We start from the raw sequence: 20,886 nt of genomic DNA, 5'->3' as shown, positions 1-20,886 counted from the left end.
TATAATCACTTTACTACAAAATACAAAAAGTCATTTTTCGGTTCAGGATATTTTTATTAATTCTCGTCAAAGCTTCGACCTTAGGGGAAGAAGTCAATATTCCCGTGACCGGTTATAAAGATATTTGCTGGCGAAATGCCGTTTGCCGTGGCAAGTTCGGTGATGTTGCCTGCACCCGTCACGTTTATTCTAGTAACTAAACCTGTATGTAACCTGATACTACCAGTACCGGCTGGATTACCTAGTACGTTGCCCAAAACTTCGATAGTCACCATCTGGAATCCGTGATTTGCTTCAGCAAGGATGCTTACGTCATTGGGGGCAATAATTTCAGATCCCAAAACAGTTAGGTTGGCATTATCTGACGCTTGGATACCAATTCCTGTATCAGAGAAGACGGTACTGGAATCTGTAATCCTTATACGACTTTCACCCTGCGACACGATGGCGTTGGTATTGAGCCCGTTGGCGGTGATGTTACTGCCTTGACCGATATCTACTTCGGAGTTATGAAAATGAAAGATGCCAAAGCCACCATTTCCATTGGTGGTAATACTACTGTTAGAAATTTCTAGATAAGTATCGTCCCGTGACAAGATACCGTATGCATTCTCTCCATGGGTGATGATACTAGTACCGGCATCAAAAAACGAAGAGAGAAACACACGGGATGAGTTCAGCGCATAGATGCCAATTGCATCTTCGCCACTAGTGGTAATATTACTGCCGTTAAAAACCGATACTCTGGATGAGTTCAGCGCATAAATACCATATGCGGTGTTTCCGTGGGTGGTGATACTACTACCATTATCGACCGTCACTTCAGAGGTGTCTTGCGTATAGATACCATATGCAGTATTTCCATGAGTTGTGATACTACTGCTGTGATTGATTGTCGCCTGGGATGAGCCGATCAACGAGATGCCGAATGCGTTGTCTCCATTGGTGGTAATGTTACTACCATGCTCGACCTTTACGACAGTACCTTGCGTATAAATGCCGTCTGAACCGTCTCCATTGGTGGTGATGTTACTATTATTGTCAACGGTAATTGTGGATGAGTCATGTGCATAGATGCCAAATGCATCGAGTCCGTTGGTGGTGATGTTACTGTTATTGGTAAGCGTCGCTTTCGAGGAGTTCAGCGTATAGATGCCGTATGCGGAGTGCCCATGCGTGGTGATACTACCACCATTATCAACTGTCGCTTGGGATGAATCTACAGTATGGATACCGTATGCATTGAGCCCGTTAGTGGTGATGCTACTGCCATGATCGACCATCACAGCAGAAGTATCCTGGGTAAAGATACCATATGCGGTGTCTCCATGAGTGGTAATCGTACTACTGTTGTCAACCGTTGCCCGGGATGTGTTTTGTACAAGAATGCCGTATGCATCTTTTCCGTTAGTGGTGATCTTACTGTCGTGATCGACGGTCACAACAGAAGTGCCCTGCAGGTGGATGCCAGCTACATTATCTGCTGTGGTGCTGATCATCACATTGTCGATCACTGAGCTTGCGACGTTATTTCCTAAGATGCCAGCTCCCGTAGTTGGGTCGATGATTGACAGGTTCGAGACAAGAGTATTATTTGCGAGTTCAATCGCGTTATTTGTTGAGTTTTTAATGATGGGAATCATACCACCTAAGCCATTACCCGCCGGCAGGGCCACAGATCCCAGTTGCAAGGTGTTGACCTTGCTTGCGAAGTTACCACCTTCACCGAACAGACGCTGACCATCCTGAAGCTGCAACGTTCCTTCTCCAGAAAAAGTGCTACCGGAATAAAGATAAACATTGTCACCGGTTTGGGAATTCGCGAAAATATCACCCAGGATGTTGAGCGGGTTTTCATAGGTGCCATCGCCGCCATGGGGGGCTGCGCTATTGACATGTACAACCCGTAAGGCACTTCCGTCCGGATTGATGAGCGTGACATGACCTTGCACCGGTGGGGGGCCGATGATGCCTTGTGCGACAGTGATCGCGGACTTTCGATATACGGGGTCGTTCATTAAAGCATAGGATGAGCGGCGAAACGCTGGTCGATCTCTTTTCAGAATATCGGTGTAAAGTGTCGCTCCAAAAGTGATTTGCGTTTTGAAGAAACGATCATGCTGAATTCCCAGATTGAGAACGACACTATTGGAAAAATTTGTGTTCAACCGTCCTGAAATACCAGGGGCATCTGTGAGGCCGGGGTTATCGTAATAATAGGCGCCGAGATAACCACTGATAGTGGTCCCGTCGATGAGATCTTCAGCAAGTTCTCCACCAACCTCGCAGTCGAAGCCTCGCAATGATTGTTCAATCTGTGACTTTTGACCAATCAAGGTATCAAAGAGCAGGGAATTGTTTTCAAACAGCAGTGTTCCTGTTCCGCTGCCTCCCAAACCAGTTGAAAGAATCGTACGATCCCGGCCTACAGGAACATAAAAGTTATTACGGAACTGCAGACGCTCGAACATCAGCTCCCAACCAAAACCGACCTGACGGTATGTGGAGAAAGCAGTCCGGCGTTGATCGGTGAAGACATTGATTCCCCAAAAACCATCGAGCCCAAGTTGTCCGCGGAGTCCGGTTCCCAGGTTAAAGCCAAATTCAGAATTATGATCGACCAGCAATCGTGTGTCGAAAAAGAGCAGCAGGTCTTCATCACCAAAAGGGATAAAGGCACGGAAGTCAGAAAAATTTTCATCCACGCCGTTCTCTGGAGTTTGTGTGTGGTGTCCGAAGCGTGGGGTAAAATCTTGCGCAAAAGCTGTGGATGTTCCATGGAGCGCAAGTAGAATCAACAGACCTGAACCGATCAGAATTCGAGATCTCGATTGTTGTGAGTTCCGTCTCATGCTGATCTTCTATGACTGAATAAACCGACAAATAACTCCATTTTTGTGTTGATATGTATATAGATTTTCGACGGAGGAGAATTCCTTTCTGTGACTAAAGGAGATATCGGATTTTATTTTGATATGAATCTTGACGCATACTCCTGCTATACAGGTTATAGAGCCTGATTATACCGATTACTCAGAAAGATCTGAAAAAAGTATCTGGTGCTTTTACTCTGTCAATTTCGATTGATCCGCCAGGATCTTTTTGAGGTAGGCCGGATAATTTACTTTGGCAGAGCCTTATGTCAGGCTATCACCGAAACAGATGACTTTCTTAATATTCAGATTTTCCATGAGCAGCTTTTGTGCAATCAGTTTTGCCAGAAGTTGATAACCTTGTGGAGTCAGATGGACGCCATCTTTCAGACCACTATTGGCAACATTGCGAATGACGCTGGTTTTCTGTTGATCCGCGATCTTGTTTTGTATGAGATACTGATGAAAATCGAGCAAAGGGATCTTTCGCTTTTGGGAGATGTCTAGCAGAATGGAGCGTACTTCCTGCATTCGTTCAACGGGCGATTGATCAGAAAAATTTTCAGGATCATGTCTGCTGAACAGCAATTCTGGAATACATGGGGGTGGGGTCATCAGTAATACTTTCGCGCCACTGGCCTCGATTCGATCAATCAGAGTATTCACATTCTGTTTGTAGGCCTTTGCTTCGACAAAGCCGCCGGAATTGAGCCGGTCATTGGTGCCCACCATCAGCACAACAACTGTGGGATGATGCGCAAGCACATCTCGATTGAGACGTTTCAGCAGTTGGGAACTACGATTGCCTCCGACACCCGCATTAATTACTTCAGCGGCACTCGCATTTTGCAGCAACGCGAAGACACAGACTGTTAAGTAAATGGAAAAGATTTTGTGCATGCTATTTCTGCTCAGTAGACCTGTTCGAGTATCAGGAGAGATCTGCAGAAAAACTTAGCCTGATCATGATTTTATAGTGAGTGTTCATGGTACAGAATACCGTATGAAAGAGGCAAGCAAGACTTCAAAGATAATAAATTGTTCATAACGAGAGAATAATCTTGGTTGCATTGACTACGCGGGTGTCACACAATGGATGTGAGCCTGACCAACAAGTTAGGCCGAATGACTGAGTAGTTTTAATACAAGCTTTGGAGACATCGTCAATGTACGGAAAACTTATTGGTTTCATCCTGACCAGTTTAGTAATATTTAACCTGGAAACGGTTTCTCACTCTGCGGAAGCGCATGATGATCGTTGTGTGGTCCTAGTGAGTGTGGACGGACTGGCAAATTTTTATCTGGATGATCCTCTGGCAGATATGCCGACGTTAAAAAAACTGGCAAAAAATGGTGCACGCGCTGACGGGATCGTTTGCTCGTTTCCTACGGTTACCTGGCCCAATCATACCACACTGGTTACCGGCACAACGCCTGCTAAACATGGAGTCATTGGGAATAACTATCTGGACCGCAAAAGTGCCTCTCCAGTGCCGTTCATTCCCGATCCCCTGTTCGACAAGGATCAGATTGTCAAGGTGCCTACCATATATGATGTCGCACATCGGGCAGGGTTGGTGACTGCAGGAATTATTTGGCCCGCGAGCCGCAACGCCCGCACGCTCGATTGGACCGTGCCGGACATGTTTGGCAAAGAGGCCTGGCCGAAGTATGGAACGAAAGTCTGGCTGGACGAATTGCGGGAAGCCGGTTTGCCCGTTGATCTGCATGGTGCATGGACGCGTGAGAGCGGCGGGGGTGTGAAACGGGATTGGCTGTATACCCGCATGGCTCGGCATCTGTTCCAAAATCATCCGCCCAATTTGTTGTTGATTCACCTCGTCGAGGTCGATCATGTTGAGCACAAACATGGTCCCAGGAGCCCTGAGGCCTACTGGTCGGCCAGCTATGCCGATGATCGTCTGCGAGACCTTGTGGAAGCGGTGAAACTCTCTCCCTACGGTGAAAAGACGACTTTTGTGATTGCCAGCGATCATGGTTTCTATCCGATTACGAAAGATATCCGACCGAATGTGCTGCTTAAAAAGGAAGGCTTGTTGTCCAAAGAGAAAAAACAGGCCTATTGTCTGGCACAAGGGGGGGCCTGCATGGTCTATGTTCTGGATGACGCAAATCGCGCGGAAACCATCAAGAGTCTGAAGAAAAAACTTGAAACGGTAGAGGGAGTTCAGTCAGTACTCGGTGCCGATGAATATACGAAGCTCGGTCAGCCCACACCAGAACAAGATTCCCATGCACCGGACTTGTGGCTGGCGGCGAAATCAGGTTATTCGTTCTCGAACAGTCAGTCAGGCGATGAAGTAGTGGCCCCGCGTAAGACCAAAGGAGGGACGCACGGTTATCTTCCCGATGACCCGGACATGCTCGGAACACTGGTCATCTCAGGTTACGGTATTAAGCCAGGCACCAAACTTGGCAAGGTCCAGAGTCTTGATGTGGCTCCCACCATCGCAAAGCTGTTGGGGGTGAAACTGCCTACTGCTGAAGGAAAACCGCTGACTAAGGCGTTGCAGGAAGACTGAATGACGATGGCCTCATCGGAATCAATGAGTGAGGCTTTTTTACCTTCTTCTTGAGCGGAATGGCGCTAGCCACCGGTCAAAAAGCAAGAGTCATAATACCGGCGGCTAGCGCCGTACCGCTCAGCTCGGTGTGCAGAAATCAATAAAGGACTATTTTCCTTAATCATGCCGTGACTAGCGTCCCTTTCGTTTTTAGATTTCCTTTTTTCTCTCATATTGCTGTTGACGACAGTTGTCGTTTGTGTATACTGACGACACATGTCGTTTAACTGGTCATGCTCAGGGAGTTCACAAAATGACGAATGCCGAGGGGACATTAACAGCGGCGCAATACCAGATTCTCGAAGTGATTTGGAACGGACCGAAGGTTGGAATGACGGTGACGGAGATCTGGGAGAAAATATGCGAGCAAAGAGAAGTGACACGGACGACTGTCTTGAATCAAGTCGATCGTCTAGAGAAACGTGGCTGGTTGCAGCGAAAGAAACATGACGATGGTTTTCGCTACGTGGCGACACAGAGTCGAGAACAGGCTTCTCGTGAAATTGCTGAAGAGTTTGTCGATTCGTATTTTGCAGGTTCTGCCAGTGATTTGCTGATGAGCTTGCTGGGGACTAAGAAGCTCAAGCCTGCTGAGATTACACGCTTACGTGAAATACTCAATTCGAAGTCATCAAACCGCAAGACGAAGAAGTAGGAGTTCCTCAATGCCATTCTTGCCATTTTCTACTCAGGTCGAATTGCTGATTTTTAATGTTGTTCTGGCTTCGATTATTTTAAGCGTCGTGGCTGTATTAGTCGGATTATGGGCTCGTCGATGGACGTTACCGACGCGGCATGGATTATTTTGTATCGCCCTCGTATTGATTTTGGTCAGTCCATTGGCGATCTGGGTTTCTTCCGGTCAAGGGTTTGGTGTTGTGCCGATTGCCATTGGCTCATTAGAGCGTGTGGATTTACCTGCTTTAGAATCGTCTCTAACAACTGATAATTTTGTTGACCATGTTCCCTGGTCGGTTATATCACCCAATTTGACCACAACAAAAACACACGACACAGGTGACGATCAAAGTAGGATTGAAAGCTCCTCTACTGCCGAACCAAAGCAGGAAACAGCGGAGATTGCCGCTGATACCATGCCGAAGGATTTAGCGGTAGCTGAGTCACCAGGAACATCCAAATCAAATCAAAGATTTTCAAGTTTCGAAGTCATTCGAAATATTGGTCGCGTGCTTGCGTTAGTTTGGGCAGCCGTTGCTTTTTGGCTTCTGGTGAAGTTCGTTCGTGGATTGTTTGTTATTTGGCAACTGAGACGCTCACTACAGCCGATAACCGATGTACGCATCATGAACGCAATGCATCAAGTCTATCCTAATAAGGAGGGAACTAAAACAGCAACTGTTTTTGAATCGCCAATAGCACCTGCTCCCTTGACTCTGGGTCTCTGGCGATCAGTGATTGTTATGCCGGAAGGGTTGGCTGAGTCACTGAATGATGAAGAACTTGCCTGTGTTCTGGCTCATGAGGTGGCACACGTTACGCGCCACGATACGTCAATCGCAATTCTTCAACAGTTGGCTGGTATCGGGTTTTGGTGGAATCCTTTGCTGCGACACATCAATCAGCAGATTAGCCGTTTGCGCGAACGTATCTGTGACGATCACGTGGTTAAACAATTGGGCGATGGGCTACCGCTGGCCGAAGCAATTGTGAAAGTTGCTGAATGGTCTGTTACCCAAAATCTTCCTATTCCATTGACCACGACCTTACTTGATGATGCGGGTGACATAGAACAGCGCATCACACGACTGATGAAATCAGATCGAACATTTTCTATCAAGTTAAGCGTCAAATCAGCGGTGCTCATTGGTCTGATCGGAATCATTCTCGCTGCGATACCACTGGTACCAGTTGTACGCGCTGAAGTCATCAGTCCAACAACAGATTCTCCCACAGCGGTTGTTAACGATAGAGTACCTGCGGCTGACACGGTTGCAGTTCCACAAGTCAAAACCAAAATCGAACCGAAGATCAAAGTTGACATCGATCAGAAGAATCGTAAGTTAGACAATGCCAAGTCAGCGGTCATAGTCAAGCAAAAAAATACCATTATCGGCCGTATCGTGGATCAAAATAAACAGGGAATCGACGGTGCCAAGGTCGCTTTGGTCGCCTATTCCGATTTTCAAAAACGAGATCAAGGACGTGTCATCGCTTCGGGGGTCGCAGATTCGCTGGGGAATTACTCACTCAAAATTCCAGCTGAGGAGATGAAGAAACGCGAATTCGGTGCAGTCTGGGCCAAGGCCGATGGATATGTGGCTGCTCGTAGCAATTGGTCTACGGTGATTACTTCCTTATCTAAAAGAAAACGATCTGAGTTGTCGCTGGCAGCAACGACAGGAACTTGGATAAGTGTGCTCGACTCAAAAGGGACTCCGTTAACAGGTGTACGTGTCATTCCGCGAAGTATTGGTGTTCCGAGAGGAGTAGGATACCCGATGCCGAAAGAATGGGAGGTGCAGTCAACTGGGATCACGCGAGCGGACGGAATGGCCCATTTACCATACGTTACTCCCGGAGCTCTGAAGGAGATGATACTCGTTCCACCAGGTGATATGGGTAAGATGCGATACAACCAGAATTTTTTCCTGAATGTACGCCCGTCGGAGAAGATGCCACACTTCAGTCTGCGTCTGCCTGAAACAGGATCTGTAAAGGGGCAGTTGCTTGTTGCGGAAGGTTTTGCGTTACCAAAGGAACTACCGTTTAAGTTAGAATCAGTGCCAGGAAGGCCGACAGGGTTCCAACATATTGTCAATGTACCTGTTGCTACCGACGGGAAGTTTTTCGTCGAAAAAATGGCTGTGGGTTTCATTTTTGTACCTGCGTTTCTACCGGAAGACCAACCGTTGCGAGCCAATGTGGCCCCCCGAATTGAAGTGAAAGCAAATCAGGAAATTCCTCTCAAGATTCGCGTAGCTCCTGGTGTCAAAGTCCATGGGCGAATTCAAAAGTATGATACTAAGGAGAACGTCAAAGACTACAAGCTGACATTAATTTATGGACAGACCATTAGTAAACGTTGGCCAGGTTTTAGTTGGTTGAAGTTTGATCTTGTGACCGACTTTGAGGGACGATTCCAGTGTATTGTTCCTCCGGGACTCATCAACTTAAGATTCAATTCCTATGCAGATGGGTATTCGGCGGTGACGTCCTGGTTACCCAAAGAAAAACGTGGGGTTTTGGGGATGAGATCTGAGATACCAGACCAGGAGTCGTTTGATTTAGGAACCATTGACCTCGTCAAAAATGTTCCGATTGCAGGTCGGGTTGTCGATCTCAAAAATCAACCACTGGTTAATTGGACCGTATATGGTTACCCGAAAGTTCCTAACTTTACTCAGTCAGAAACCATGAACTCCATGGCGGGAGTCTTTACGATAAATGACGGGGCTTTCAAAGGTAGCTATCCTCAGACTTATCCTCCTGCCTACTGGAAAGTATCTCATCGAGTCTGGAAGACCAAGTACGAATTCGATGATCTGAAATATGCCGCCAAAGTTATATCTCATGAGCCGTTTATTCTGCAAGTCGATACTTCAAAGGAATGGCAATACGGAGAACAGATTCCGTATGACACAACTCCACTTAAGAGCAGTAATTCTTCTACCAATTCAGATCAATAGAGATGAGGCCGTGTTCCATTCATCTCTTAGCTAGGGGCGTTCGTCTTGTGGAGCACGTTCATCACACTTCTTGCAATCGAGCTGATGCCCCAACATGGAATTACGACCGGATTCTGATGTAACCCATTCACGAACAATCATGGGGGGATCATGACGGACATGCTCATTATGCCCACAATCTAATTGCGCTACCCAATGTCCCTCATCGTCAGTGTGGAGACCAATGATTGGTTGCAGCACTTGTCATTCTTCCTTAGATAAAAAGATTACCAAGATCAGATTTTCTACCACGAAAGTCACGAAAAGCACGAAATCTCAAAACATCGACTATTAATTTCGTGTCTTTAGTGTATTTCGTGGTAGTAAAATTGCACTAGAATCAGTTTTCAGTAGATTATCGGCCGATTTTTTCAAATGTTTGATTTCCGATGCGATATTTTTTCCAATCCTTGAAATCGAAGTGCCACCATTCAAATTCGTAGACTGTGAAATCTTCTGCTTCCATGGTCTGACGCAGTAATTGTCGGTACCAGCGCTGGCGAGACGTTCCTCCGGGATACAGTGGAAAAGAACGTGGTGAAAATTCATCATAGCCGGCAACCATCTGGATTGGTTTATCTGTCTTAAGATCGTAAAGCGTCAGGTCGACTGCACAGCCGCGGTTGTGACGAGAACCGTAGGCGGGATTGGCGACAAAATCTTTGAGGTCAGATGGCGTTGCGTCCCAGAACATTTTTGTGACGTGCCAGGGGCGATAGGCGTCGTGGATAAGTAATCCAAGACCTCGTTTTTTAAGCCGTGCGTTCGCCCGGACGACTGCTTCGGCGGCAGGACGCTGCATGAAGGCCCGTGGTTGTTTGTAGAAGACGGCGCCGGTGAAGTTGTTTTTTGTGGCATAACGAATATCGAGCTTGATGGTGGGGTCAAGAGTTGTCAGATCGACCAGATCAGCCTGTCGATAATTTCCGGGTTCGGGTGGTGGAGATGCAGCGAGTGCCGCTGCGCGGAGATCATCGATCGGTTTGACGGGTGTAATACGAAAGGTTTCGCCATCTTTGGTACCGACTTCACGACGCAGAAATTTCACCTCGGCAGCAACGACCTCAGTCGCAATGTCATCTTCACCACGAGTAAAGTTCAGACCTTCACCATGGTACAGGCCGTAGTCGGGAAACTCGAATGTGTTGCGGTCGACCTGCTTCAAAGGGTAATAATAGAACCATTCGATCAACGCGTACAACTGACCTTCGTCTTCAAAGATATACAACGTATTGTGATCCCAGCCATATTCGCCAATCAATCCTTTCCAGTCTGTGGGAATTTTCGGTGGTGGTGAGTCTGGTACTCGATCGTATTTTGTTTTACCAACCTTGAGGACATCCTTGTTTTCCAATTGCACTTTGGTGCCAAAGCCGAACGAATCATCTGTTACAATCGTACCGTCATCGGCGGCAGAACGGAGTTCGTAGCGATAGGAGCCGCGGTGCATAAAAACATCGCCGTTTAGCTCTGTGATGCGAGTAAACTTGTTTTCTTTTTCATTTCGGTAGAGGCCAACCAGCTCTTCTGCACGTTCTGCAGGAAGGGGGCCAGTCATACGGTAAACCGGAAGTGGTTTACCATCTTGAGCGGCGATCATCAATCGCAGCGCATAATTAGCCAGCCGACTGACAACCCCGTTTGTTCCATCCAGTGAAGAGACGGCGGCAACACCTATCTTCCGTTCGGGTAATGCTTCCAATTGTGTGGAAAAGCCGTAGACCGCACCACCGTGACCGACTTTAGCGTAACCATCCAGGTCCTGGATACGAAACCCAATACCATAACTTAGCGGTTTGCCATCGGGGTCTTTCTGTGGTGAAATCATCGATTGATACGTATCTTGTTTTAGAATTTGACCATGGTCAATTTGCCCTTCGTTGAACATACAGGTCAGAAATTTTCCCAGATCCACAACATTTGAGTACAAGTTACCTGCCGGTCCCGTACCGAGGAGAAAGCTCGGTGCTATAAAGCGTCGGCCATCATTGGTTCGCATCCAGCCCGTGGCGAGATGTTTTTTTACGGTGGGAGTTACTGTGAATCCACTATGATTCATCTGTAGAGGATCAAGTATTTTTTGGTGAACCTGTTCGGCGTGAGAGAGGTCAAGTTGTTTTTCTAACACGGCACCAACCACGGCAATCGCTGCATTCGAATACTTCGTTTTTGTGTCTGGCTTGTAGACCAGTGGTGTGCTGTTGAGACTGGCAACGGTGTCTGCCAGCGTTGGTTCTGTAGGGTCAAAGTAGTTCCCGACCGGTGATTCACGTACCAGGCCGGAACGATGTGTCATGAGTTGACGAAGTGAAATGTTGACCCCATCCGGATTGATCGGTTTAAAATTGGGAAGATAGTTCTCCACGTTGGTGTCCAGGTCGAGAGTCCCATTTTCAACGAGTTGCATGACTGCTACATCGGTGAAGAGTTTTGAAACAGAACCAACCCGGTAGACCGTTTCCGCTGTGGCAGGGACTTTACGGTCCTTGTCTTGAAAGCCGAATCCCTCTGCCCAGACCAGCTTATCGTTGTCAACGAGCGAAATGGAAAATGCAGGAATTTGCTTCTGTTCGACTTCGTGTCGTATCGCAGCCTTCAAGCGATCAATTGCGCTCATGTAGTCGGAACTTTTTTTTTCATGGGAATTCTGTGGTGGACGTTTCGGCTCTTCTGCACGAGCACAAATAACCAAGCCAGGTAAGAAGACAAAGATAAGAACAAGTTGCTGGAAGATTTTCATTGTAACCTCATTCGATGTTGATCAATCATTGGCACGTGCGGCTACACGTGGCATGTTCGTCTTTGTTGGATTCACGTTCTTTTATCAGAGCGCGGATGATCTTCTTTGACAGATTGTTTCTAAAATGCAGTCGTTCGCCTCAATACATTCCATGAAGCAGAATGTGTTTAATTAACAATTGTACCCTGTTATCGTAAATTGCTTGAACTTTAGAGTCAAACATGAATCACAAAAGAGATCACATTCGATCGTGAGAATTGAACGCCCCCTGCATGGTCAGAAAAAACGGCACGGCAATTCTGGTTTCGACATCTGTTGAAAATCTTCGAGTTTGGTGAGTCTTTTGAATATTCTGAGTTGGAGAGGCAAACCTCAACCTGAAAGCGTGATTATTCAGAGTCGGGATCGCTTGTTTCCTAACTCTATTAAATTTATTTAATAAGGAGCCTTAGTTGTGGTCGTATCACGATGCAACTTTCAATCAAAGATCCACACAATTCGAAACATCCCTTCCATTGGTAACCAGATTTAACGACAATGCGTTCTCGATAATCCGTTCTGAAATTTACATAGAATTCACCGACCCATTCGGAGGTAATACCATGAAGGCAACACAAGAACTCAACAATCTCGGGCAAAGTCTATGGCTTGACAATATTACACGCGACCTGCTCAATAATGGGACACTCCAACGGTATATCGACGAACTTTCGACAACCGGTTTGACCTCAAACCCTACGATCTTTCATCAGGCAATCAAAAACAGCCAGTCTTACGACAGCGCGATCCAGGCAAAATTCAAAAACGGTGAGAGGGGGGAGCAGCTCTTTTTTGAGGTTGCCCTTGAAGATATCACGCAGGCTGCGGATTTGTTTCGACCGGTCTGGGATAAAACAGACGGAGTCGATGGGTGGGTCTCGTTGGAAGTTTCCCCTTTACTCGCTTATGACACGGAAAGCACTTTAGCGGCTGCGAAAGATTTGCATGCTCGCGCAGGACGTCCCAATGTGTTGATCAAAATTCCCGGCACGAAAGAAGGACTTCCGGCAATTGAAGAAGCCACGTTCGCGGGAATTCCCGTCAATGTAACACTCCTGTTTTCAAGCGAGCACTTTATGGAAGCCGCCGAAGCCTTTTTGAGAGGCGTTGAACGACGGATTGAAGCAGGATTGAATCCTGCCGTCGGTTCTGTCGCTTCCTTATTTATCAGCCGCTGGGATCGTGCTGTTGTCGACCAGGTTCCTGATTCACTGCATAATCGGTTAGGAGTTACCGTCGGTAAACGGGCCTACAAGGCGTATCAAGACTTGCTGAATTCCCCGCGCTGGCAGCGCGCATTGAATTCCGGTGCCCGCCCACAACGATTACTCTGGGCAAGTACGGGAATGAAAGACCCTAACGCGTCTGATATTCTCTATATCACGTCACTCGCATCGCCTTTTACCGTGAATACAATGCCTGAGAACACATTGAACGCGTTTGCCGATCATGGTGAGGTTGGACCTGCTCTGCCTGCAGACGGCGGTGACTGTGAAGACGTGCTCAATGAATTTGAAAAAGCGGGCATCGACGTTCAGGCGCTTGCAACTAAGCTTCAAGAAGATGGTGCCGAGTCATTCGTTAATTCGTGGAACGAATTGATGGAAGTCATTATCACCAAAAGCGAATCACTGGCGAACGTCGATTAACAATTTTTTTCATTCGGACATCAACGAACTGGAGCACTGCGACCACTTTTTTTGAACTGCTCAAGTTGATTCTTTAATTTCTTGACGATTTCGGGATGCTTGAAGTACAAATTTGTCGTCTCGCCTGGATCACTCTTCATATTGTAGAGTTGTCCCGGCGCGTCAGGAGCTTTGTCGTGCAAATTGAATCGTTTCAACTTTCCTCGGCCGTAGTTGTTTCCCCCGGACCCTTTGTGATCGAGATACTTCCAGTCACCATTTCGAATCGCTAACTTCAGACTCATAGTCTGGTGCAATGTGAAATCACGAATATCCTCTTTTGTCTCGCCTAACAGAATTGGCAGAATATTGAAGCTGTCCTCGGCAGCGTCATTCGGTAATTTGGTGTCAACAATCGCAGCGCAAGTTGCCACCATATCGGTCAGACACACGGTTTGATCGCTGATTGAACCTGCCTCTACTTTTCCTGGCCAACGAACAATCATGGGAACGCGATGTCCCCCCTCCCAATTATCACGTTTCATGCCCCGCCACGGTCGCGCTCCGTTGTGTTGATGTTTTTCACGCATATTGATCACGGTGCCTACTTCGGGGCCATTATCACTGGTTACGATGACGAGTGTGTTCTCAGTCAGTCCCAGTGATTCGAGCTTTTGAAGCAACTGTCCCACAATATAATCGAATTCAAAGATGAAGTCCCCGTGAGGTCCTGCTAGAGTCTTGCCATGAAAGTCTTTCCCGGGGAATGAGGGAAGATGAACCGCTTGCAGTGAGTGAAAAAGAAAGAAGGGTTTCTCCGGATATTCTTTGCTGTGCTTGTCTAGAAATTCCAGACTCTTTTTCAGAAAGACCATGTCCACTTCTTCATGGTCAAAATCAGGGGCAATCAATCCCTGACGACAGTCAAATGACCACGCGTGCTTAGGCAGACTGGATTTATCAAGCAATTTGGCAGGTGGTACCGGAATGCGGTCACCGTCCATGAAGGCATACAACCAGTCTGTTGTTGGGCAACAGACCGTCCCAAAAAAGTGATCAAAACCTCGGTGAATTGGCGCATCAGGTACGGTCCGTGAATAATCAATTCGTCTGACGGCTTCCACACCAGGATTGATTTTAATTGTACGATCAGTATTTTGAGCAGGTCGCCTGGCATGGATCATTTTCCCATCCTTGTCCAAAAATGTCATGCCGATGTGCCATTTCCCAAATATTGCGGTCTCGTATCCTTTATCACGCAACATGCCGGGAAGCGTCAATCGATCCTTGGCAATCAAGCAAGGTCCGCCCACGCCGGTAAAGACACCGGGGTAATTCAGGCGGAACGCCATTTGTCCCGTCATGATGCTATAACGGGTCGGCGTACAGACAGTCGAGGGACTGTGAGCGTCAGTGAAACGCATACCATCGGCGGCGAGTTGATCGAGGTAGGGCGTCGGAACTTTTGATTCTGAGTTAAAACATGCGACATCGCCGTAGCCTAAATCATCCGCAAGGATGAAGACAATGTTTGGTTTCGTCGCTGCATGAACGGACGAAGTAAATAATAGGCATAACAGAATTCCAATTCTCATCACGCTTCTCCTCGATAACATTTAACTCAGCAGGCAACAAGGATACTGATGCGGAAAAAATTCAAGTGGCTTGGTTTTATTGTTGTTTACTGCGATTGCCTTCATTCGTTAAGGAAGTTTCTCTCCTGTCTATCAGATGATATATGATAGAGTCCTGTGACACAAATTATTTCTGCTCCGATGTGAAGACGACGATCGTTTGTATCTCATGAGAAATTCTCATCAAATTCCGAACCTGTTTGCGAACGCGATTGTCTTTTTATGACAACTAAGAGACACGGGAACTAGCAAGTCAATACAGCTAGCTCAATGGTAGAGCACTAGGCTATTACCCTAGAAGTCGAAGGTTCAAATCCTTCGCTGAAACCCTTGACCCGCAAATTGACCTCGCTTTTAGTTTAACCAGGGACTCGCACGTCAATTCAGGACAACGGCTGTTAACCGTTGAGGTTCAACTCCCCAATAGCAGGACTTTGACCGGCACTATTCCCTGGTTTTTTAATCATCAACTGACTGTTGCGCAATCAGTCTGCCAGCAGCGAAATGATACAACCGGAAACTGATATGTCGATTCTGAAGAACGTTGTGCTGCAAATAGCAGCTTGGGAGTTCAAATCTCCCCTCTCGCATTGAAAATCTGTGCGAGAGTGGTGGAATGGTAACACGCAATGACCAATCTCGACCTGCAAAGTATTCCGGTCTTTTAATCTATTAAATCAGTCATGTATTGATTTTGTCTGGCGCAGCTGCGCCTTCGCTGTCACGAAAGGAGTGTAATATGATGGAATTGACTCGCAAAATGGTAAAGCCAGCTGTGTGTATGACATATCTGTCGAATGAGCAGCGTGAATTATTGCCATTGGCTTTCAGTGCATTTATAGATACAGCTGCGACAGCAACTTCACGTGCTACATTCTATAACACACGTGTTGAACAAGAAGCGGCGATTGAAATGGTTCACCGTGAACTATTTGAAATGGATCGTGGCGTTTACACGGCTGTGCTGATGCTGCCAGGACTGACCGATTTCAACCGACAGCTGGGCGTCGTTCGACTGCTGAATGAAGCTCAATCCGCTGAGGGATGGATGTCTGCTGAACTGGAAGGAGCAGTGATCAGTAAGTTGTCGCAAATGCTACCGACGCAGCGAATGTTAAAAATGTTCGGGATTCTGCGGAAGGACCGTGTCAATAATGCGCGGACACGTCGTCTGATCTTGTCGAGTATTTTACGTGCAGACAAACTGGAATTCTGGGCGGTCAAGTATCGTCGCAAGCTGGAAACCGCGTTGGTTCATGCTTGGGGACGCCGTATTGCAAGTATTATGTATACGATTCTTGCAAAACGGACAGATGACCGTAGCGAGAAAGAGCGGCAGATCATCTCGCGGCATTTAGGTCGGTTTGTTGATCAAGGTAACATCGCACGCGTGGAAGAGTGTATTCGATTTGTACTAGGTGATGAGAATGGTTTGAGTCTACGTCGACTTGTGGCTTATCGAGACGCGAAACGAGACCTTGCAAGTGGTCGTACGCTTCCGTTCGAGACGCTGGAAGGACTACGTAGTCGTTTTCACCGTGATAAGGCCAGTGCGGAAGTACTCGAGTTGACGAAGTCACAATTGACATCGGGTCAGAAAATCGGTTTACAACGGAAGGCACAAGCTGCTGACGTTGAAGTCGACTTTGATCCGGCCAATTACGATGCCGTTCGGTTGTACGTTTATGCGTATGAAATGGGTATGAATGCTGCAATTCGTGAGGAACTATCTCGAAAGGCTCGTACTACGGCAGCAAGACTTCCAGTTCGTTTCGAGCATGTTGGTATTTTGTTAGACGTTTCGGAGTCAATGCAGGGACACGCTACACAGGCACGGCGACCAATCTCGGTTGTCTTAGCTTTACGTGATGTACTTGCTGAAACTGCCGCGCAGTCAACCATTGTTACGAGTGATGGGCGAACGGGTTCGACGACAGAGTTGATAGAACCAGTCGGCGATACATCACTCGCCATGGGTTTGATTGCGTTGCTGAAGCATGATCCTGATGTTGTCTTTGTTTTGACTGACGGATATGAGAACGCACCAGCAGGGCGCTTCGGAGAAGTTGTTCATGCGGTACGGCGAATCGGCGTTGAGACGCCCATTCACCAGTTCTCGCCGGTGTTTGCTGCAGAAGCTCGTGGAATTCGTTCGTTGAGCCATGTAGTTCCAGGTCTGCCTGTGAGCAAACCGGAGGCAATTGGGTTGGGGCTATTGAAGGCGCTGTTCGAAGCGGATGTTGATCGCGGACTGACAGCTCTGATGGGCATGGTTTGCCCATTGATTGAATCAACCGGATCACCAGATCATGTCGAGCTTATGCTCGGTTAAAGACTCTTGTTCCCGTTGGCCACATCGACCAACGGGAACAAGAAATCGTTTGAATAACAAGAGGGATTGATGCGCGATGCATCATGGAGGTGGAAAATGGTATTTCGAAGTCAGAAAAAAACAGTTCGAATTGCTGAGGTATTGCATGGTTGCACGCCAGGTCGTATCCAAAGCGTTGGTTATATGCAGGTTATTCCACTGATAAGTGAACTTTCCGATGATCGCTTTGTTTCACCTGTGAATGGTGAAGCCGAGATATTCACGACTGAATATGGAACACTTGGATTCCGTAACCAGAGTGATCGAGTGCTGATCGTGCCTTGTCATGCAGGATATGTTGTGAAGCAAAGTGCTCAGGATCACGCAATGGCGCATGCTGGTGTGATTCGCTCGACACACGAACGTTCTTTCGATACGGCGATGTGCATCCAGCAGTCACAGGGTGGGTACATTCGACGTGGTGCCTACCGGATGCTGATCCTGCCTTACGCATTGCGTGAGCGCGCGTTAGACATGCGGAAGGTGAAAAGCTACAACAAGCTATGGACTGCGATTTCAGATTTTAACCGCGAAATGGGAATTCAGTCAGCGGGGCATCTTGAGTACTTTCTCAACCATTTTCGCAAGGAACTGGATGAGTTTGTTGCCGAATTTGAGTGTGTGCCGCAGCAGATTGGCGCGATCATTTTAGTCGATGATCAAGTGGTCGGAATCGAGCGAGCTCCTTCGCATGCGTACTGGCAGAGTGTTTGGCCATGCTTAATCCGAGAGTGCTATGGTTCATTGGCGATTCGCGTTGCTCAGCAAAAGGGACCCTATCCAGTAGTGCCGACATCAAAGACGATGCTACCGGATGAAATCAGTTCACTGGATGAACTGGAGTCGTTGATCGCTGAGATCGCAAATCAGGAAGACGAGCGGGCTAAGTCGACCGTACGTGAATTACTCGACGAACAGTTGAATCTAACATATGACGAATCAACTGAAGGCCTGACGATTGAAACGATCCAACCGGGGCGGTTTTCCGGACAGGTCATCCGAGACGGTAACCGAATCGTTTATGCATCAATGCCGACGGCCAAGAAATGGCTTGCCGAGAACAAGTGGCAAACAGCTCAGCCGTTTGTAATTTGATTGGGATTTCAATTGAGAACAAGACCCCCTGGTTCGATTAATCAAATCAGGGGGCTTTGCTTTGATCACTTGTTTCACTAAAGGCATACATTCATATCTGGAATTATTTCCGATCAGAAGTCTGCTTGAGTAGATCTTTGACATGCAGGAGTACGGTTGAATCTGCCTTAACCGTTTCTGAGTCAAGCAACGTTTTTTGCTGAGCCGGTGTGAGTTTTGTATCCTGGCTTGCAAATTTTGTGATCAGTCTCTTGGCAGTATCGCGAGGTGCGCTATATTTTTTGTCTCCATTGACGTCCAGGTAAATTGGGTTTGTGATTGCTTGTGTCGCTTTGCCGTAGGTTGTCCAACCGGGTAATGTGATGCCGTCTCCCAAGACAAATGCTATGATGTGTGCGTCATGAGCAGGTAAATCAAGTAAGAATGTGAGCGTTTGATTGGTGGGCTGATTCATTTTCGAATCAATATTTTTGTGTGCAACTTGTTTCCCATTCACGTAGATCATGGCTTCACGAGGACGGACCCAAGAAGGTGCGGCGACTCGTAAACTGGCAGTGAATTTCTGGTTATCACGATGCTCAGTCACTGTTGTGGCTGGAACAAGGTCTCCCATGTTGTACTGTTTGGCTAGAGTCAAATTTGCAAAAATGCCCGCTGCCACTGACGCGCGCCCTTCTGTGAATGCGCGATAAACCTCTTTGCGATCGATTTGAGAAACGTCATCCATGTGACTCTTGAGATACGTTCGTGCTTGTCCGACCGGGTCATTGACTGTGTGAGAATCAGTGGCGCCTACAGCCGTGAGTCGCAATCCCCGATTCAGTAATGTCATCCAATCTTCGAGGGCGTAGAAAAAATCAGGGGTTTCATTTGCAGGCTGTGCGACTTCAAAGCCGTCGAAGTTAAATGCAGGTCCATCAATCCGACTACCTGTGCTACGGCTAAAGCGAAATCGACCGAAGGGGCCTTTCGGTATCGTGGGCCAATAGGGATGATTCAGAATTACGACTTCGGCCCCTTTGTTTCGCATATCGGCGATCAGCTCAGACCAGTCTTCTTTTTTCAGAAAGAGTGGATTGCGGCCTTTCACACCTCCGGGAACTGCTTTTGAGGGGTCGAGTGGAAACGCGGTAAAATGACCATTATGAGTTGTGACTTCATCGCCGGAGATTGCGTGGAAATGAGCGTTAGTGCCCGATTGTTTTTGATATGGCGTGTAATCGGATATGTGATTGTGATCGGTGGCAATAGCGACTTCAATTCCTTCGCCGGCAATTGTAATCATGCGTTCGGCGTATGTGGCATTTCCATGGCCACTACCAGGTAAAGTATGAATATGGCTATCACAGGCAACAAAACCTGTTGTGTCGACTTCGCGTGAAATCACTAATGTGTGACTCTGAGGCTTTAGGCTTTCGACTACAATTGGCTGCTTGGCCACTCCCCATTCCATCCCGCGCGTTGCATAGAGCGTGTACTTTCCCGGCGGCAAATCAAATGACTCACCGGTTCCCAGTGTGTAGAGAATACCGGGCCGCACTGCGTTTGTTGGCCTGCGTACGTTATAGAGTTTTGCGAGTTGTCCCAGATGATTCACGATGGTAATGCGCGCGGGGACAGCCTGTCCCTCTTCCGTGTTTACTTTCACGGAAATCGTTTCCAGCTGAAGCGTCTGTTTTAAGGGTTGGGGATGCAATTCGAAATTGCGTAACACTGCTGGCTGTCCTCGACCAGTCACTGCCAGTGTGTTCTCACCCTCTTTGAGAACATTGGGAGGGACAGCGAAACCGATTCGATGAAATCCATCGTGTTTTTTGTTCGAACCGATCTGGGGAGTGTGTGCTTCAAGTCGTCCAAGCGTGTTACCATTGAGGTTGACGATCCAATACCCACCCGAGCTTTGTTTCTCTAGATCTTGCTCCAAGAGGAGTGTGAACTCGGTCGGATTGTTCCTGGCAGAAAACGTTTTTTGATACGAGAGTTTGCCTTTTATCTCGTGTGATTCACGATCGATGACGATCGACTTCTCTGCAGCTTCTAAAGTGCCTGTGATATTAGTAATTCCACAGGCAGCTAGCAGAATGAGTGCCCCAATACGGCAAATGTCCATTTGTTGGACTCCTTAATGTTGGATCATTTTCAAAGCTGATAGTACAAATAGATGTTTTTAACGTTACTTGGGGGTGAGTATTTTGAAAGTCTGATTTTAGATTTTATGGGAGAATCTTAGCCTAT

The 20,886-nt window shown here is 47.3% G+C and carries 12 protein-coding genes; 6 read left to right on the top strand and 6 right to left on the bottom strand.

The window, feature by feature from the left end:
* Nucleotides 1-80: 80 nt before the first annotated feature.
* Both V202x_RS23610 and V202x_RS23605 read right to left on the bottom strand, forming a co-directional pair.
* A complete protein-coding gene (locus V202x_RS23610; RefSeq protein ID WP_145179269.1) occupies nucleotides 81-2,852 on the bottom strand; it encodes an inverse autotransporter beta domain-containing protein in 2,772 nt (923 codons plus the stop codon).
* Between the two features lie 285 nt (nucleotides 2,853-3,137).
* Entirely contained in the window at nucleotides 3,138-3,773 is a 636-nt protein-coding gene (locus tag V202x_RS23605; protein ID WP_145179268.1) for an SGNH/GDSL hydrolase family protein, read from the bottom strand.
* A 266-nt stretch (nucleotides 3,774-4,039) separates the two neighbouring features.
* Between V202x_RS23605 and V202x_RS23600 the strand changes: the two genes are divergently transcribed.
* From V202x_RS23600 to V202x_RS23590, 3 genes are all read left to right on the top strand, one after another.
* Nucleotides 4,040-5,416 carry an alkaline phosphatase family protein gene (locus tag V202x_RS23600; protein WP_145179267.1) on the top strand — a complete coding sequence of 459 codons (1,377 nt, stop codon included), beginning with the start codon at nucleotides 4,040-4,042 and terminating at the stop codon, nucleotides 5,414-5,416.
* 295 nt (nucleotides 5,417-5,711) lie between these two features.
* A complete protein-coding gene (locus tag V202x_RS23595) occupies nucleotides 5,712-6,113 on the top strand; it encodes a BlaI/MecI/CopY family transcriptional regulator (protein ID WP_145179266.1) in 402 nt (133 codons plus the stop codon).
* A 10-nt stretch (nucleotides 6,114-6,123) separates the two neighbouring features.
* Nucleotides 6,124-9,105 carry a M56 family metallopeptidase gene (locus V202x_RS23590; RefSeq protein WP_145179265.1) on the top strand — a complete coding sequence of 994 codons (2,982 nt, stop codon included), beginning with the start codon at nucleotides 6,124-6,126 and terminating at the stop codon, nucleotides 9,103-9,105.
* A 30-nt stretch (nucleotides 9,106-9,135) separates the two neighbouring features.
* On the opposite strand, the gene V202x_RS23585 is transcribed toward V202x_RS23590, so the two are convergent.
* Nucleotides 9,136-9,345 carry a DUF3565 domain-containing protein gene (locus V202x_RS23585; RefSeq protein ID WP_145179264.1) on the bottom strand — a complete coding sequence of 70 codons (210 nt, stop codon included), beginning with the start codon at nucleotides 9,343-9,345 and terminating at the stop codon, nucleotides 9,136-9,138.
* A 154-nt stretch (nucleotides 9,346-9,499) separates the two neighbouring features.
* The gene (locus tag V202x_RS23580; protein WP_145179263.1) at nucleotides 9,500-11,884 is read right to left on the bottom strand and encodes a serine hydrolase; all 2,385 of its coding nucleotides are present in this window, start codon (nucleotides 11,882-11,884) and stop codon (nucleotides 9,500-9,502) included.
* Between the two features lie 602 nt (nucleotides 11,885-12,486).
* Between V202x_RS23580 and tal the strand changes: the two genes are divergently transcribed.
* Complete coding sequence (gene tal, locus V202x_RS23575; protein WP_145179262.1) at nucleotides 12,487-13,572, top strand: transaldolase; 1,086 nt, start codon at nucleotides 12,487-12,489, stop codon at nucleotides 13,570-13,572.
* A gap of 20 nt (nucleotides 13,573-13,592) precedes the next feature.
* On the opposite strand, the gene V202x_RS23570 is transcribed toward tal, so the two are convergent.
* Complete coding sequence (locus tag V202x_RS23570; RefSeq protein WP_145179261.1) at nucleotides 13,593-15,146, bottom strand: sulfatase-like hydrolase/transferase; 1,554 nt, start codon at nucleotides 15,144-15,146, stop codon at nucleotides 13,593-13,595.
* A gap of 778 nt (nucleotides 15,147-15,924) precedes the next feature.
* On the opposite strand from V202x_RS23570, the gene V202x_RS23560 reads away from it, so the two are divergent.
* Nucleotides 15,925-17,517: a vWA domain-containing protein gene (locus V202x_RS23560; RefSeq protein WP_197993065.1), complete on the top strand. Its 1,593-nt coding sequence runs from the start codon at nucleotides 15,925-15,927 to the stop codon at nucleotides 17,515-17,517.
* Between the two features lie 96 nt (nucleotides 17,518-17,613).
* Nucleotides 17,614-18,651, top strand: a complete 1,038-nt coding sequence (locus tag V202x_RS23555; protein ID WP_145179260.1) for an ARPP-1 family domain-containing protein — start codon at nucleotides 17,614-17,616, stop codon at nucleotides 18,649-18,651.
* 103 nt (nucleotides 18,652-18,754) lie between these two features.
* Here V202x_RS23555 and V202x_RS23550 read toward each other — a convergent pair whose 3' ends face one another.
* On the bottom strand, nucleotides 18,755-20,761 hold the full coding sequence (locus V202x_RS23550) for a CehA/McbA family metallohydrolase (protein WP_145179259.1): 2,007 nt from the start codon (nucleotides 20,759-20,761) through the stop codon (nucleotides 18,755-18,757).
* Nucleotides 20,762-20,886 lie beyond the last annotated feature (125 nt).

It is taken from the genome of Gimesia aquarii (assembly GCF_007748175.1).
Taxonomy (GTDB): Bacteria; Planctomycetota; Planctomycetia; order Planctomycetales; family Planctomycetaceae; genus Gimesia; species Gimesia aquarii_A.
Note: the sequence above shows the minus strand (reverse complement) of the source record. Positions and strands in the feature narration are given on the sequence as shown.

Excerpts from the sequence above, each read along its gene's own strand:
- V202x_RS23590 (WP_145179265.1), top strand. The coding sequence starts at position 6,124 with ATGCCATTCTTGCCATTTTCTACTCAGGTCGAATTGCTGATTTTTAAT.
- V202x_RS23560 (WP_197993065.1), top strand. The coding sequence starts at position 15,925 with ATGATGGAATTGACTCGCAAAATGGTAAAGCCAGCTGTGTGTATGACA.
- V202x_RS23610 (WP_145179269.1), bottom strand. The coding sequence starts at position 2,852 with ATGAGACGGAACTCACAACAATCGAGATCTCGAATTCTGATCGGTTCA.
- V202x_RS23605 (WP_145179268.1), bottom strand. The coding sequence starts at position 3,773 with ATGCACAAAATCTTTTCCATTTACTTAACAGTCTGTGTCTTCGCGTTG.
- V202x_RS23570 (WP_145179261.1), bottom strand. The coding sequence starts at position 15,146 with ATGAGAATTGGAATTCTGTTATGCCTATTATTTACTTCGTCCGTTCAT.
- V202x_RS23550 (WP_145179259.1), bottom strand. The coding sequence starts at position 20,761 with ATGGACATTTGCCGTATTGGGGCACTCATTCTGCTAGCTGCCTGTGGA.
- V202x_RS23555 (WP_145179260.1), top strand. The coding sequence starts at position 17,614 with ATGGTATTTCGAAGTCAGAAAAAAACAGTTCGAATTGCTGAGGTATTG.
- V202x_RS23580 (WP_145179263.1), bottom strand. The coding sequence starts at position 11,884 with ATGAAAATCTTCCAGCAACTTGTTCTTATCTTTGTCTTCTTACCTGGC.
- V202x_RS23595 (WP_145179266.1), top strand. The coding sequence starts at position 5,712 with ATGACGAATGCCGAGGGGACATTAACAGCGGCGCAATACCAGATTCTC.
- tal (WP_145179262.1), top strand. The coding sequence starts at position 12,487 with ATGAAGGCAACACAAGAACTCAACAATCTCGGGCAAAGTCTATGGCTT.
- V202x_RS23600 (WP_145179267.1), top strand. The coding sequence starts at position 4,040 with ATGTACGGAAAACTTATTGGTTTCATCCTGACCAGTTTAGTAATATTT.